Below are 15,000 nucleotides of genomic sequence, written 5' to 3'. Positions count from 1 at the left end.
GACGTCCTGCTCGGTCTGAGCCACAAGGATCAGGCCGGCAGCCTGTGACCGTGGTCGAGCGGCACGGCGCGAACCGTCCTGGCCCACCACAGGAGCGCGGCCGAGGCAAGGCAGGCGGCGGTCAACCAGAGCGGAGACACAACCGGTTCCGGCCCGCTCACGAACATCTCCTGGACGGAATGCGCGTTCAACGAAAAGCCCCCGTCGTCCGTCTCCCGGCGCGACGAGCCGGCGATCAGCAGCGCCGTGCCGGCGAGCCCGGCCGCGGCGGTCACCAGCAGCGCGGTCACGGCCGCCAGGAACGTACGCCTGGTCCCGCGATGCGCCGCGACCAGCACCAGCACCGCCGCACCGCCGAGCCCGGCGGCGACCTCGACGGCCCACCAGAGACCCGGCAGGTCCTCCTCGAACCGGCGCGGCGTGAGCCACGACACCCGGTCATGGGCCAGATTGACCAGGCCGGGCACGACCGGGAGCACGCACGCGGCCACCCGGGCCGCCACCGACGACCAGGCCGTCACGGCGAGCGCGAGCGGCCGGGCGGGCAGCGGCAGCGGCGCCGGGCGCGGCGGGGCCTGGCGGCTGTCCGAGTCGGCGAGGTCGTGGGCGGAACGGGCGATCCAGACCATCGTCAGGATGGCGGCGGACGCGGTTACCGCCTCCCCGTAGACGAACCCGACACCGCCCACGTTGCGCAGCGGAATGCCCACGATCGCGAGCCCGACCGGCGCGGCCAGCACGGCGATCCCGTACCCGACGGTCGAGCGGCGCCAGCGGCCGTCGCCCCACTGGCCCGCCAGCACCAGGACGGTCCAGATCAGCGTCGCCCAGGAAGCCACCCGGCTGGAGTCGACCAGGCGCTCGGCGGCCCGCCAGTCGAGCGCGTCGAACACCTCGCTCGCCAGCGTGAGCACGCCGCCCGTCAGTCCGGCGAACAGCGCGAGCCCGCCGGCGCCCAGGATCGGGCCGAGCACCCGGTGAAAGGCCACCACGGCCGCGATCACCAGGAGCAGTTCGAGCACCACCGCCCACCAGGGCCAGATCGGCAGGACGACGTACACGAGCCAGATCGCGACCTGCGCGTACAGGGTCCAGCGCAGCAGCCGCACGCCCCGGCCGGCCGGCGGCCTGGGCCCGGACTCAGGGCCGCGCAGGATCTGCCAGAGCGCCCAGGCGAACAGGCCGCCCACGGCGACCAGGACGGCCACCCGCGGCCAGGACGGCGAATCCTGGATCTCCTGCAGGAACAGGGACGTGAGCCAGCCGTCCGAGTCGGCCTCGTCCAGGTCGTAGAAGAGCGTCAGCCGCCACAGGGCCCTGAGGTCGTCGCGGGCCAGCGCGATTCCCGCGGTGGCCAGGAGCATTACGGCATAGGCCGCCGCGGCGAGCACGGCGAGGAAGCCTGACCGATGACGATGCACGACACCATTCCAGTGAGCAGCCGGGGGGTTCGGGGCGCCTCACCTTAGCGGGCACAAAACGGAGAAGTCGATCAAGGCTGCACAAATGGGTCCCCTCAGCCGCCGGGAAGCCGTTTAGTCTGACGTAAGGTCCGGTTCACCGCATGTTCAGACAACAGGTCCAAGTATGCGAGGGAAAGCACATGACCGAGCTTGATCGACGTTCCTTCCTCGGCCGTGGCCTCGCCACCGCCGGTGGCGTGCTGGCCAGCGGCGTCGCCGTCCAGACCCTGACCGCGCACGCCGCGTGGGCGGACCAGGGCCGTCCCGTCGCGGAGTCGCACCAGGTGGGCTACGGCCCGCTGCGCCGCATGCCGACCAGGAACACCGGCGAGGAACTGCTCGCCCTGCCCGCCGGGTTCTCCTACGTCGTGCTCGGCAAGACCGGCACGCCCATGAGCGACGGTGTCGCGACGCCGATCGCGCACGACGGCATGGCCGCCTTCCACGGCACCCGCCGCCACACCGCCAGACTGATCCGCAACCACGAGGTACGCACCACCCCCGGTTCCCCGGTCGGCCGGGTGCACGTCGAAGGCTCGCGGCGCTACGACGAACTCGGCGTCGCCGGCACCACCACGCTGGAGGTGGACCTGCGCAGCGGCGAGGTGATCCGGCACTTCGTCAGCCTGAACGGCACCATCGTCAACTGCGCCGGCGGCCAGATGCTCGGCAGGCGCGGCTGGCTGACCTGCGAGGAGACGACCGCCGGGCCGAACCAGGGCTGGCAGCGCAAGCACGGCTACATCTTCGAGGTGCCGCTCGACGGCCCGTCGCCGGGAAATCCGGCGCCGTCGCAGCCGCTCACCGCCATGGGACGCTTCTCGCACGAGGCCGTCGCCGTGGACCCGCGAACCGGCTACGTGTACGAGACCGAGGACGACTCCGGCAAACCCGACGGCTTCTACCGCTTCCGCCCGCACGACCCCCGCAACCTCGCGGCCGGCGGCGTACTGGAAATGCTCAAGATCCGCGGCGTCAGCGGCTACGACTGCCGCGAGGGCCAGACGATGGGCGTCCGCCTGCCCGTCGAATGGGTACGCATCGACGACCCCGACCCCGACCTGGAGGGCGGCGCGCTCACCTGCACCAAGCAGGGCCTGGCCAAGGGCGGCGCCAAGTTCAACCGCCTGGAGGGCTGCTGGTACGGCGACGGCTCGATCTTCTTCAACTCCACCAGCGGCGGCGACGCCAAGAACGGCGACCCGCCCAACGCCGACGGCTTCGTGGAGGGCTACGGCCAGGTCTGGCAGTACCTCCCGAGCCGGCGCGACGGCGGCACGCTGGTCCTGGTCTACGAGTCTCCAGGGCGCAAGGAGCTCGACTCGCCCGACAACCTGACCTTCACCCCGCGCGGCGGCATCGTCCTGTGCGAGGACGACTCCTCAGACGCCGACGCCGACCCGCACCCGCTGGCGCCCGGGCTGGAGAACGTCAACCGGCTGATCGGGCTGGACCCGCGGCGCGGGCAGCCGTTCGAGTTCGCGGTCAACATCGCCGACGACAGCGAGTTCGCCGGGGCCTGCTTCAGCCCGGACGGCTCGACCCTGTTCGTCAACCAGCTCGGCAGCACGGCCGCGCTCGACCCGCCGGGCCGCACGTACGCCATCCGCGGCCCCTGGCACCGGGGTCCGCTGTAGCTTTCCGGCAGGCCGGGGGTTTCCCCAGGGCGGGCCCTGACGCGGACGGGCCCGCCGCTCGCCTACCGTGCGGGCATGCCGGAACCTGAGCCGCTGGACTGGGGCGCCCCGGTGACCGCCGCCTGGCGCGAAGGCGCGATCACCCGCATCCACGAGCTCGACTCCCTGTACCGCTGGATGCTGGCCGCCCCGCCGGCCCTCGGCGCGGCGTCGCTCACCGGCGACATCAGGCGGCACCTCGACCAGGCGGCGGCCGCCGCGGAACAGGCCAGGAACCCGTACCGGTCCTTCACCGGCGCCGCCTTCGAGCGGGTCAGCAGCAACTGCGACGCCGCCGAGGCGCACCTGCTGCGCGTGGCGCCGGACGGCTACCTGCTCGGCCAGTTGCCCAGCCTGGTCACGCACGTGCGCCGGCACCTGGCGCCGGACGACGCGCGGCTGCTCGCGCTGGTCCGCATCGCCGCCGGGCGGGAGAACGGGCCGCGATGGACCAGGTTCGGCCGCCGGGTCGAGCCGCTGGGCGAGCGCGAGCGCACCACGATCGTCTCCGCGGTGCGCGGGGCCAGCTCGGAGGCCGGGCGTGAGCAGTCGCGGGTCAGGAGTTTCCGCAACGTCCTCACGATCACCACGGCCTTCCTCGTCCTGCTCGCCGTCGCCGTGGGCGTCCTGGGCGCGCTCAACCCGACCGCGGTGCCGCTCTGCTTCACCCCGGAGCGCGGCGGCGAGGTCCTGGTCGTCTGCCCCACGGCGCAGTCCACGCTCGGCCGGGTCGGCTCGCCGCATGACATCGACGAGGTGGTGCGCGCCACCGCCGCGGCCCAGGACCTGGTCACCGTGGAGGTGGTCGGGCTCGTCGCGGCCGCCATCGCCGCCGCCACCGGGCTGCGCAAGCTGCGCGGCAGCTCGGTGCCCTTCGGCCTGCCGGTCGCCCTGGCCGTGCTCAAGCTGCCCACCGGCGCGCTGACCGCGTTCCTCGGGCTGCTGCTGATGCGCGGCCAGTTCATCCCCGGGCTGAGCGCGCTCGACTCCTCCGCGCAGGTCATCGCCTGGGCGGTCATCTTCGGGTACGCGCAGCAGGTGTTCACCCACTTCGTCGACCAGCAGGCGCAGAACGTGCTGAACCGGGTCAGAGGCCGAGCACCCGAGCAGGGTCGGCCAGCAGCCGCTGGATGACCAGCCCCGCGGCGCCCAGGACGGCGGCGTCCGCGCCGATCTCCGACACGGTGACCTGGGGCGTGCCGCCGCGCAGCCCGCCCAGCCTGGCCGTGAGCGCCTGGCCGACCGGGTCTTCGAGCCAGGGCGACAGCGGCGCGAAGATGCCGCCGAGCACGATCCTGCCCGGGTCCATCAGGTGCACGGCCGAGGTCAGCGCCACGCCGAGGGCGTGTCCGGCCCGCTCGCAGCCGGCCAGGGCCCGCTCGTCTCCGTCCTTCAGCAGCCTCACCAGGTCGTCGATCGTGTCCGCCGCGCCCAGCAGCGCGTCCCTGCCCGCGTACACCTCCAGGCAGCCCCGGCCGCCGCAGCGGCAGCTCGGGCCCTCCGGCATCACGACCACGTGGCCGAGCTCGCCGGCCAGCCCGTACGTGCCGCGGAACACCCGGCCGTCCACCACCAGGCCGGCGCCGATGCCGATCTCGCCGGAGACGTACAGGAAGTCCGTGGCGCCGGAGCCGAACCACAGCTCGCCCAGCGCGGCCAGGTTCGCCTCGTTGTCCACCTCGAAGCAGCCGTCCTGGACGGGCAGGCCGAGCAGGTCGGACACGCGTACGTCGCGCCAGCCGAGATGCGGCGCGTTGCGCAGCAGCCCGTCGGCCACCGGTCCCGGCACGGCCAGTGCCGCGCCGGTCAGGCGCAGCCCGGCGCGCCCCGCCTCGGCCATGGTCTCCTCGGCGAGGTCGCGCAGCGCCGCCAGCACCGCCTCGGGCCTGGAGTTGCGGTTGTCGACCGCCCGCGTCCTGCGCACCCGGACGGAACGGGTGAGGTCCACCACGCACGCGGCCAGGTAGCCGATGTTGGCCTCCAGCCCGAGCGCGGCCACCCGGTGCCCGCTGAGCCGGACCGCGACGCCCGGCCGGCCGCGTTCACCGTCGCGCATCGCGCCCAGCTCGGTCACAGCGCCCGCCTCCAGCAGGTCGGACACCAGCTTGGAGACGGTGGTCTTGGTCAGCCCGGTGGCCTCGGCCAGCGCGGCCCTGCTGAGCGGGCCCCGGTGGCGGATCACGTCGAGCGCCACCGCGAGGTTCCTGGCGCGCATGGAATCGTGCCGTACCCCCCTTGACGCTGCCATGCCCGCCTCCTCAGGATTATGTGCAGATTATGGACTAAAGAACCGAGGGCGGTAAATGGCCGAGTTCACCCCCACTCCTGATGACCGCTTCACCTTCGGACTCTGGACGGTCGGCTGGCAAGCCCGTGATCCGTTCGGCGACGCCACCCGGGCCCCGCTGGACCCCGTCGAGAGCGTGCACCGGCTGGCCGAGCTGGGCGCGTACGGCGTCACCTTCCACGACGACGACCTGCTCGCCGTCGAGCCCGACAAGGACACGGCCGTCGCCGCCTTCCGCAAGGCGCTGGACGAGACCGGCATGCAGGTGCCCATGGCCACCACCAACCTGTTCACCCACCCGATCTTCAAGGACGGCGCGTTCACCAGCAACGACCGCGACGTCCGGCGGTACGCGCTGCGCAAGGTGCTGCGCAACCTGGACCTGGCCGCCTCGCTCGGCGCCCGGACGTACGTGTGCTGGGGCGGGCGCGAGGGGGCCGAGTCCGACGCGGCCAAGGACGTGCGTGCCGCGCTCGGCCGCTACAAGGAGGCACTCGACCTGCTCTGCTCGTACGTCCTGGACCGCGGCTACGACCTGCGCTTCGCACTCGAACCCAAGCCGAACGAGCCCAGAGGCGACATCCTGCTGCCCACGATCGGCCACGCGCTGGCGTTCATCGGCGAGCTGGAACACCCGGAGATGGTGGGGCTCAATCCGGAGGTCGGCCACGAGCAGATGGCCGGGCTCAACTTCGTCCACGGCATCGCCCAGGCGCTGTGGCACGGCAAGCTCTTCCACATCGACCTCAACGGCCAGCACGGCCCCAAGTACGACCAGGACCTGATCTTCGGCCACGGCGACGTGAAGAGCGCCTTCTTCCTGGTCGACCTGCTCGAACACGGCGGCTACGACGGCCCGAGACACTTCGACTACAAGCCGCTGCGCACCGAGGACGCCGCCGACGTGTGGGCATCCGCGGCGGCGAACATGCGCACGTACCTGATCCTGCGTGAGAAGGCCAAGCAGTTCCGCGCCGACCCCGAGGTCCAGGACGCACTGCGCGCCTCCCGCGTGGACGAGCTCGCCCAGCCCACCCTGGCCCCCGGCGAGAGCCTGGCCGACCTGTGGAACGACGAGTTCGACCCGGAAGCGGCCGCTGCCCGCGGCTACCACTTCACCCGGCTCAACCAGCTCGCGCTCGAGCACCTTCTGGGGGTACGCGGATGACCAGGCCGATCAGCGTCCAGCTCTACACCGTCCGGCACCAGCTCGCCGAGGACCGCGACGGCACGCTCACCCGTCTCGCCGGCCTCGGCTACCGCGCGGTCGAGCCCTTCGACCCGATGGCCGACCCCAAGGGCTTCCGCCAGGTCATCGACGACCTCGGGCTGAGCGTGTCGAGCACGCACGCCTACGCCCTGCTCGGCCAGGAGCCTGCCGAGGTCTTCGAGGCCATCGCCACCATCGGCGCCGATCTGGCGATCATCCCGGGCGGCATCGCGCACGAGGAGTTCACCACCGCCGACGGGCTCGCCCGCACCGCCGGCCTGCTCAACGACCTGGCCGAGCAGGCGTCGGCGCACGGCACGCGGATCGGCTACCACAACCACTGGTGGGAGATCGAGCCGCGCATCGACGGCAGGCACGCGCTGGAGGCGCTGGCGGACCTGCTGGCGCCCGAGGTGTTCCTGGAGATCGACACGTACTGGGCCGCGGTGGGCGGCGCCGACGTGCCCGCGCTGCTGCGCCGGCAGGCGGCACGCACGCTCGCGCTGCACGTCAAGGACGGTCCCGGCGTCAAGGACGAGCCGCACACGGCGGTGGGCGCGGGCGTCATGCCGGTGCCGGAGATCCTGGCCGCCGCGCCCGACGCCTGGCGAATCGTCGAGCTCGACCACTGCGCCGGCGACGTCTTCGCCGCGCTCGCCGACAGCCACGCCTACCTCACCGAGCTGGAGTCGTCGTGACCGGGCCGGTGGGCGTCGCGATCGTCGGCGCGGGCGTGATCAGCGGCGAGTACCTGCGCAACCTCACCTCCTTCCCGGACGTACGCGTGCTCGGCCTGGCCGACCTCGACCAGGACCGGGCGGCGTCGGTCGCGGCCGAGTTCGGCGTGCCGGTCTCGGGCGACCTGGACACGGTCCTGGCGCTGCCCGAGGTGGAGATCGTGGTCAACCTCACCGTTCCGGCGGCGCACGCGTCCGTAGCGCTGGCCGCCCTGCGCGCCGGCAAGCACGTGTACGGCGAGAAGCCGCTGGCGCTGGACCTGGACGAGGCCGCCAAGGTCATGGCCGAGGCCGCGAACCTGGGCCTGCGGGTCGGCGGCGCCCCCGACACGTTCCTCGGCGCGGGACTGCAGTCCGCGCTGCGTGCCGTGCGCGCCGGGGTGGTCGGCACGCCGGTCGCCGCGGCGGCGGCCGTGCAGAGCCTGGGCCCGGAGTCCTGGCACCCCAACCCGGAGTTCTTCTACCAGCGTGGCGGCGGGCCGCTGTTCGACCTCGGCCCGTACTACCTGACCACGCTGGTGTCGCTGCTCGGCCCGGCGACGACGGTCGCCGCGGCCACCAGGCGCGCCCGCGAGCATCGGGTGGTCGGCTCGGGGCCGAAGGCCGGGGACGTCTTCCCTGTCGAGGTGCCCACGCACGTCCACGCCCTGCTGGACTTCGGCGCGGCCAGCGCGGCGGCGACGTTCAGCTTCGACTCGCCGATCAGCAGGCGCAGCATCGAGATCATCGGCAGCGAGGGCGCGCTGTCGCTGCCCGACCCCAACACCTTCGGCGGGCCGCTGCTGGCCCGCGGGCGGCGCGACGGCGACTGGCGCGAGCTGCCTGTCACGGGGACCACGGCCGGGCGCGGACTCGGCGTGCTCGACCTGGCCAGGTCGCTGCGCGCGGGCACGCCGCACCGCGCGTCCGGCGAGCTGGCCTTCCACGTGCTGGACCTGATGACCGCCATCACGGAGTCGGGCGAGCACGCGGAGTACCGGACGCTCGCCTCCACCGCGCACAGCCCCGAGCCGCTGCCGGACGACTGGGACCCGATGCGGTCCACCTTGTGACCCGGCGCCGGGGGCGCTCTCGTCACAGGGGCGTCTCCCGGCCCGCGTGTTATGTTCTGCACCATGCCCAGAGGCACCGACGAAGTCAGCGAGCCGATGTATTACGTGCTCGCCGCGCTGCTCGACGGCCCCATGCACGGGCACGCGATCATGGGCGTGGTCACCGAGCTGTCGGGCGGCCGGGTCAAGCCCTCGGTCGGCACGCTCTACGGCATCCTGGAGCGGCTCAGCGACCGCGGCATGATCGCGGTCGACCGCGAGGAGCCGGTCGGCGGCAGGAACCGCCGCTACTTCCGCATCACCGACTCCGGCACGACCGTGGTGGAGTCCGAGGCCCAGCGCATGTTGCGGGCGGCCACGCTGGTCATGAAGCGCACCGCCCCCGCATGACCCCGCGCGAAGACCGCTCACGCGCGAACCCGCCCGAACGCCGCGTCGACCCGCTCGAACGCCGCATGGACCCACCCGAACGCCGCATGGACCCGCTCGAACGCCGTTACCGCAGGCTGCTGCTGGCCTACCCGCGGGCCTACCGGGCCGCGCACGGGTCGGAACTGCTCGGCGTGCTGCTCGACTGCGCCGCGCCCGGCCGCACGGTGCCGGAGGCCGGGCAGGTGGCGGGGCTCCTCGCGGGCGGGCTGCGCGAGCGGGTCAGGCACGCCGCGCGCGGCGACGCCTGGCGCGACGGGCTGCACCTGGGCGTGAGCGCGGTGATGGCCGTGCAGCTGGCGGTGCTGCTGCCGTTCGCCGGGCAGCTCCCGCTCTGGGTGGCGTTGTCCGCGCTGGCGTTCGTCGCGGTGCTGCGCGGACGGGTGCGGGTGGCGCTGCCGCTCGCGGCGGCGGTCGCGGCCAAGTCCGTGGCGCTGGCGTCCGGGTGGCAGCCGTTCGACGTCACGATACTTCCGATTTATCCAGATTTTCTGGCTGATCGGCCGCTTTATGCCGACGGCGGGCCAGGCAGCGTGCTGCTCGGCCACGGGGTGGTCCTGCTCGGGCTGGCCATCCTGTCGATCAAGGGGGTGACCCGGGCCAGGTCCTGGTGGTGGTGTGCGGCCGTGCCCCTGGCGGCCTGGACGGGTCCCGGCTGGATGGCCGACGGCACGCCGTACCCGATCGGGCTGGGCAGGATGGCGCTGGAGCTGACGGCGCTCGCGTCGGCCGCGTGGGCGGCCCGGCTCACCCGCGACCCGCGCTGGGCGCCGGCCGCCGCGCTGTACCTGGCGGCGACCTCCGCCCAACTGGTCGAGCACCTCGGCGAACTGACTCATCAGCACCTCGCCTACTGGGGCCTGCTGGCCGTGATGACGGCGGCGCCGGCCCTCCTCCCGCTCGGCCGACGCCGCCGAGTCCCTGATTGACCATACTACGTTCAACGGAGTATGGTCCAGCGCCATGTCCACGAGATCATTGGCTCTGGCCACACTCGTCCTCGTCGTCACCGCCGGCTGCGCGAGCGGCCCGGGCACGCCGTCGGGCGCGCCCGCGACCCCGTCCGCAGCGCAGTCCGTCGGGCCGTCCAAGGACGTGGCACGCAGAATCGACGACGCCAAGGCCGACTGCCTGAAGGCCAAGGGCTTCAAGTACGTGCCCTGGTCCCCGCCCATGCCGCCCATGACCGAGGAGCAGAAGAAGCAGGCGGCCGGCGACTACGAGGCGCTCAAGGCCCAGCGCGCCAAGGAGGGCTTCGGCATCGCCGCCGCCGTGATGAACGCCCGAGGCGACCTCGGCGGCGGCGCCGAACCGCCCAGGAACCCCAACATCGCCATCATCAAGGACCTCTCGCCCGCCCAGCGCAAGGCCTACTCGGTCGCCTCGGGCGAATGCGGCGTCAAGGCGATCAAGCAGATCACCGGCGAGGACGTCCGCTCCTACCAGGAGTGGGAGGAGCAGCGGCACGTCGCCATGCTCGAACGCGAGAACCGCGAGATCGACGGCGACCCCCAGCTGGTCACGCTGGCCTCGGCCATGGCCGACTGCATGACGGCCAAGGGCTACCGGTTCACCTCGACCAAACCCTCGGACGTCGTCAGCTGGGGCAGCGACCTGTTCTCCAGGGAGATGCACAAGATCGCCCAGAAGGAGGACAAGAGCATCCCCGACGTGCGGAACGGCGGCATGTACCTGCCCAAGCACATGACCATGGGCGAGAAGCGCGCCTTCCTGCAGCGTGAGGTCAAGGTCGCGCTCGACGACCTGGAGTGCGGCAGGGACTTCTACCCGGCCTTCGCCACCGTCGGCGAACGGGTGCGCGGCGAGTCCGAGAGCTGATTCCACCCCCCTCCATGCGAACCGCCCGGAATGACCTGCTTCTCGACTGCATGTGAAGAAAGCTGGCAGGCATCCCATCGAGGCGTCGCGCGCGGTAGGACTGGATGAGCCAGCGGATCAGCAAGGAGGGCTGATGACCGACCCCCGTGTCGACCACCTCGTGTACGCGGTGCCTGACCTGCGTCAAGGTGTGGCCGACTTCGCCGCACGCACCGGCGTGTCCCCGGTCCTGGGCGGCTGCCATCCCGGCGGCACGGCCAACTACCTGGTCGGGCTGGGCCCGTCCGCGTACCTGGAGATCATCGGCCCCGACCCCGACAACCCGGACGTCGAGCCGCCGGCGCTGGACCTCGACCGGCCGCGCCTGGTCACCTGGGCCATCCGGCCCGACGATCTGGACAAGTGCGTCGAGCGGGCCCGCGAGCTGGGTTACGACCCGGGCGACGTCCAGCCGCTGTCCAGGCGCACCCCCGACGGGACCCTGCTGGAATGGCGGCTCACCGGCTGGGACGATCCGGCGGTGGTCAGGCCGGTGCCGTTCCTCATCGACTGGGGCGCGGCGGCGCACCCGGCCGCCTCCGGACTCCCGCAGCTCGAACTCCTGTCGCTGGCCGCGGTCGACCCCGACCCCGAGGCGGTCACGCGCCGTCTCGCGGCGGTGTCGGCGGAGCTGGAGGTGTCGAGCGGGGCGGAAACGGGGCTACGGGCCGTGCTGGGCACACCGCGGGGGCCGGTGACCCTGGATTGACGTATTCGTTGGCCTGACCGTCCGCGACCCGCGAGAATGGCGCGATGGCCGACAATTCCCCGACCGACCGGGCCGAGACCGACTGGGTCTCCAGGTTCGCCGACGAAGTGATCGCCGAGGCGGAACGACGCGCGCCGGGCAAAGCGATCGTCTGCGCGTCTGGGCTCAGCCCGTCCGGCCCGATCCACCTGGGGAACCTGCGCGAGGTCATGACCCCGCACCTGGTCGCCGACGAGATCAGGCGGCGCGGCATCGACTGCGTGCACCTGCTGTCGTGGGACGACTACGACCGCTTCCGCCGGGTGCCCGCGGGCATCGACCCGTCGTGGGCCGAGCACATCGGCAAGCCGCTGACCTCGGTGCCCGCGCCGCCGGGCAGCCCGCATCCGAACTGGGCCGAGCACTTCAAGTCCCCGATGATCAAGGCGCTCGACGAGCTGGGCGTCGACTACGTCGGCATCAGCCAGACCGCCCACTACACCTCGGGCGTCTACCGCGAGCCGATCCTGCGGGCCGTGGCCGCCAGGGGCGCGATCGACGCCGTGCTGGCCGAACACCGCACCAGGCGGGTCGACGGCTACTTCCCCTACCGGCCCTACTGCGAGCTGTGCGAACGCGACCTGACCACGGTCACCGCGTACGACGACGACACCACCGAGATGGCCTACACCTGCGAGTGCGGCTTCGGTGAGACCGTGCGCCTGGCCGAGCACGACCGCGGCAAGCTGGTGTGGAAGGTCGACTGGCCGATGCGCTGGACCCACGAGGGCGTGATCTTCGAGCCGTCCGGCGTCGACCACCACTCGCCCGACTCCGCGTGGATCGTGGGCGGCAAGATCGTCGGGGAGGTGTTCGGCGGCACCCGGCCGATCGGCCCGATGTACGCCTTCGTCGGCATCAGCGGCATGGCCAAGATGAGCAGCTCCAAGGGCGACGTGCCGACCCCGGCCGACGCCCTGCAGATCATGGAGGCGCCGCTGCTGCGCTGGCTGTACGCCAGGCGCAAGCCCGCCCAGTCCTTCAAGATCGCCTTCGACCAGGAGATCCAGCGGCTCTACGACGAATGGGACGCGCTCGGCCGCAAGGTGGCCCAGGGCGACGCCCAGCCGGCCGAGCTGGCCGCCTACAACCGGGCGGTGCGCACCTCGCGCGGCCCGCTGCCGGTCACGCCGCACGCGCTGCCGTACCGCACGCTGGCCTCCGTCGCCGACATCACCACCGGGCACGCCGAGCAGACCCTGCGCATCCTGCGCGACCTCGACGGGGTGAGCGACCTCGACCAGGCGCGGCCCAGGCTCGACCGGGCGCAGCGCTGGATCGACACGCACGTGCCCGCCGACCAGCGCACCCACGTGCGCGCCGCCCCCGACGCCGAGCTGCTCGACTCGCTCGGCGAGGCCGAGCGCGAGTCGCTGCGGCTGCTGGTCGACGGCCTCGACGAGCACTGGTCGCTCGACGGGCTCACCACGCTGGTCTACGGCGTGCCCAAGCTGCGCGCCGGGCTGGCGGTCGACGCGCCGGCCACGCCCGAGCTGAAGGCGGCCCAGCGGGCCTTCTTCGCCCTGCTCTACCGGCTCCTGGTCGGCCGCGACACCGGCCCGCGGCTGCCCACGCTGCTGCTCGCGGTGGGCGCGGAACGGGTGCGCAAGCTGATGGGCGCGTGACCTCCCCCCTGCCCGAGCGGGCGGTCGTTCTGATCACCGGCATCTCGGCTTCGGGCAAGTCCACGGTGGCCGAGGAGCTGGCCCGGCGGCTGCCGCGCTCGGCGCACGTGCGCGGCGACGCCTTCCGCCGCATGGTGGTCAACGGCGCGGCCGAGATGACACCCGAGCCCTCCGATGAGGCGGTGCGCCAGCTCCACCTGCGTTACCGCATCGCGGCCGGCGCCGCCGACCTGTACGCCGAGTCCGGGTTCACGGCCGTCGTCCAGGACGTGGTGCTCGGGCCCGACCTGGAACGGTTCGCCGGGTGGATCCGCAGCCGTCCGCTGCTGGTGGTCGTGCTCGCCCCCGACGCGGCCACCGTCGCGAGACGCGAGCGCGAACGCGCCAAGACCGGTTACGGCGCCTGGACGGTCGAACAACTCGACCAGGCGCTGCGCCGCGACACCCCGCGGCTCGGTCTGTGGCTCGACACCGCAGGTCAGACGCCGGCGGAAACCGTCGACGAAATCCTGGCGAAGGCCGCTGATCACCTCATCAAGTGAGGATGCAAGGCGAAATCAAGTGACCTGCATGCGCCATGGTCCACCTTGGTCCCATGAACAAGCAGCCCTTCGCCGCCAGCGTGAGTGTCATCGTCCCCGCGATGAACGAGGCCGCCAACCTCCCCCATGTCTTCGCGACGCTGCCCGACTGGATCGACGAGGTGATCCTGGTCGACGGCAACTCGACCGACGACACCGTCGCCGTCGCGCGCAGGCTGCGCCCGGACCTGCGTGTGGTCACGCAGACCAGGCGCGGCAAGGGCAACGCCCTCATCGAGGGTTTCGCCGCCGCGTTGGGAGACATCATCGTCATGATCGACGCCGACGGCTCGACCGACGGCCACGAGATCCGCCTGTTCGTCGAGGCGCTCGTCAACGGCGCCGACTTCGCCAAGGGCTCCAGGTACGCCCCCGGCGGCGGCTCCGACGACATCAGCCCGATCCGCTCGCTCGGCAACAAGTTCCTCACCGGCCTGACCAACCTGCTGTACGGCACCAGCTACAGCGACCTGTGCTACGGCTACAACGCCTTCTGGGCCCGCCACCTGGACGCACTTGAGCTCGATTGCGACGGCTTCGAAATCGAGACCCTGATGAACGTCCGCGCCGCGCAGGCCGGGCTCGTCATCAGCGAGGTGCCCAGCCACGAGCGCTCCCGCATCCACGGCGAGAGCAACCTGCACGCCGTCCGCGACGGCTGGCGGGTGCTGAAGACGATCATGCGCGAGCGTTCCCGCGGCACCGCCGTGACGCCGCGGACCGAGATGGCACTGGCCAAGTGACCGGGGCGGCGGCCATAGGCGGCCGCCCACGCGCACCACGCCAGACGTACCTGTACCACCGAAAGTAACGCATATCCCGCCGGAGTCCGGGCAGTGGAGACCACCTCTGATGACAAGGGGTGAGTTGGATGACGTTACTGGGTCTGATCCTGGTCCTGCTCGCCGGCGGCGCTGTCGCCCTGGTCCTGACCGAGGAAACCACCAGGTACATCCTGTTCGGCTACACGTTCGAGCTGAACCACGTGCAGATGTTCCTCGCCGGGGCCGCCACGGCGGCGCTGCTGATCGCCGGGCTGTGGATGCTCGGTTCCGGCTCCCGTCGCATGGCCAGGCGCCGCCGCAGGCTGCGTAGCGCCAGGGCGGAGGCCTCCAGCAAGGTGGCGCGGCTGGAGGACGAGAAGCGCGAGCTGGAACGCAAGCTGGAACGCGAGGAGCACGATCCCGGCGACCGCCTGGTGGCCGGACGGAGAGACGACGGCATGCCCTGACGCGTCACTGGCGCGAGGGCAGCAGACGGTCCTCGCGCCAGAGCGCGAACCCGGTGACCAACGCCCCCAGCCCCTCCCACAAC

At 72.2% G+C, this 15,000-nt stretch carries 15 protein-coding genes; 13 read left to right on the top strand and 2 right to left on the bottom strand.

What is annotated here, in order from left to right; genetic code table 11:
• Positions 1–29 precede the first annotated feature (29 nt).
• Positions 30–1,421: a hypothetical protein gene (locus HII36_RS20075; RefSeq protein WP_173524760.1), complete on the bottom strand. Its 1,392-nt coding sequence runs from the start codon at positions 1,419–1,421 to the stop codon at positions 30–32.
• 182 nt (positions 1,422–1,603) lie between these two features.
• On the opposite strand from HII36_RS20075, the gene HII36_RS20070 reads away from it, so the two are divergent.
• Both HII36_RS20070 and HII36_RS20065 read left to right on the top strand, forming a co-directional pair.
• Positions 1,604–3,100, top strand: a complete 1,497-nt coding sequence (locus HII36_RS20070; RefSeq protein ID WP_173524759.1) for an alkaline phosphatase PhoX — start codon at positions 1,604–1,606, stop codon at positions 3,098–3,100.
• A gap of 75 nt (positions 3,101–3,175) precedes the next feature.
• Positions 3,176–4,273 carry a hypothetical protein gene (locus tag HII36_RS20065; RefSeq protein ID WP_173524758.1) on the top strand — a complete coding sequence of 366 codons (1,098 nt, stop codon included), beginning with the start codon at positions 3,176–3,178 and terminating at the stop codon, positions 4,271–4,273.
• Here the strand turns inward: HII36_RS20065 and HII36_RS20060 are convergent.
• Entirely contained in the window at positions 4,227–5,387 is a 1,161-nt protein-coding gene (locus HII36_RS20060) for an ROK family transcriptional regulator (RefSeq protein WP_173524757.1), read from the bottom strand. The genes HII36_RS20065 and HII36_RS20060 overlap by 47 nt on opposite strands.
• 55 nt (positions 5,388–5,442) lie before the next feature.
• Between HII36_RS20060 and xylA the strand changes: the two genes are divergently transcribed.
• The 11 genes from xylA to HII36_RS20005 all read left to right on the top strand — a co-directional run bounded on the left by xylA (position 5,443) and on the right by HII36_RS20005 (position 14,917).
• The gene (xylA, locus tag HII36_RS20055) at positions 5,443–6,594 is read left to right on the top strand and encodes a xylose isomerase (protein ID WP_173524756.1); all 1,152 of its coding nucleotides are present in this window, start codon (positions 5,443–5,445) and stop codon (positions 6,592–6,594) included.
• On the top strand, positions 6,591–7,334 hold the full coding sequence (locus HII36_RS20050) for a sugar phosphate isomerase/epimerase family protein (protein ID WP_173524755.1): 744 nt from the start codon (positions 6,591–6,593) through the stop codon (positions 7,332–7,334). Before xylA ends, HII36_RS20050 begins: the two co-directional genes overlap by 4 nt.
• On the top strand, positions 7,331–8,425 hold the full coding sequence (locus tag HII36_RS20045; RefSeq protein ID WP_328807793.1) for a Gfo/Idh/MocA family protein: 1,095 nt from the start codon (positions 7,331–7,333) through the stop codon (positions 8,423–8,425). Before HII36_RS20050 ends, HII36_RS20045 begins: the two co-directional genes overlap by 4 nt.
• Positions 8,426–8,488: 63 nt before the next feature.
• Positions 8,489–8,815 carry a PadR family transcriptional regulator gene (locus tag HII36_RS20040; RefSeq protein WP_236003670.1) on the top strand — a complete coding sequence of 109 codons (327 nt, stop codon included), beginning with the start codon at positions 8,489–8,491 and terminating at the stop codon, positions 8,813–8,815.
• Positions 8,812–9,783 carry a hypothetical protein gene (locus tag HII36_RS20035; protein ID WP_173524753.1) on the top strand — a complete coding sequence of 324 codons (972 nt, stop codon included), beginning with the start codon at positions 8,812–8,814 and terminating at the stop codon, positions 9,781–9,783. Before HII36_RS20040 ends, HII36_RS20035 begins: the two co-directional genes overlap by 4 nt.
• Positions 9,784–9,817: 34 nt before the next feature.
• Positions 9,818–10,693, top strand: coding sequence for a hypothetical protein (locus tag HII36_RS20030; protein ID WP_173524752.1), 876 nt, complete (start codon positions 9,818–9,820; stop codon positions 10,691–10,693).
• A 133-nt stretch (positions 10,694–10,826) separates the two neighbouring features.
• Entirely contained in the window at positions 10,827–11,441 is a 615-nt protein-coding gene (locus HII36_RS20025; protein ID WP_173524751.1) for a VOC family protein, read from the top strand.
• Between the two features lie 44 nt (positions 11,442–11,485).
• On the top strand, positions 11,486–13,105 hold the full coding sequence (gene lysS, locus HII36_RS20020) for a lysine--tRNA ligase (protein ID WP_173524750.1): 1,620 nt from the start codon (positions 11,486–11,488) through the stop codon (positions 13,103–13,105).
• A complete protein-coding gene (locus HII36_RS20015) occupies positions 13,102–13,647 on the top strand; it encodes an AAA family ATPase (protein WP_328807792.1) in 546 nt (181 codons plus the stop codon). Before lysS ends, HII36_RS20015 begins: the two co-directional genes overlap by 4 nt.
• Positions 13,648–13,700: 53 nt before the next feature.
• Positions 13,701–14,429 (top strand): glycosyltransferase family 2 protein, encoded by a 729-nt coding sequence (locus HII36_RS20010; protein ID WP_173524749.1) that lies wholly within the window; start codon positions 13,701–13,703, stop codon positions 14,427–14,429.
• A gap of 128 nt (positions 14,430–14,557) precedes the next feature.
• Positions 14,558–14,917, top strand: coding sequence for a hypothetical protein (locus HII36_RS20005; RefSeq protein ID WP_173524748.1), 360 nt, complete (start codon positions 14,558–14,560; stop codon positions 14,915–14,917).
• The last annotated feature ends 83 nt before the right edge of the window (positions 14,918–15,000 follow it).

The organism is Nonomuraea antri (assembly GCF_013283785.1).
Taxonomy (GTDB): Bacteria; Actinomycetota; Actinomycetes; order Streptosporangiales; family Streptosporangiaceae; genus Nonomuraea; species Nonomuraea antri.
Note: the sequence above shows the minus strand (reverse complement) of the source record. Positions and strands in the feature narration are given on the sequence as shown.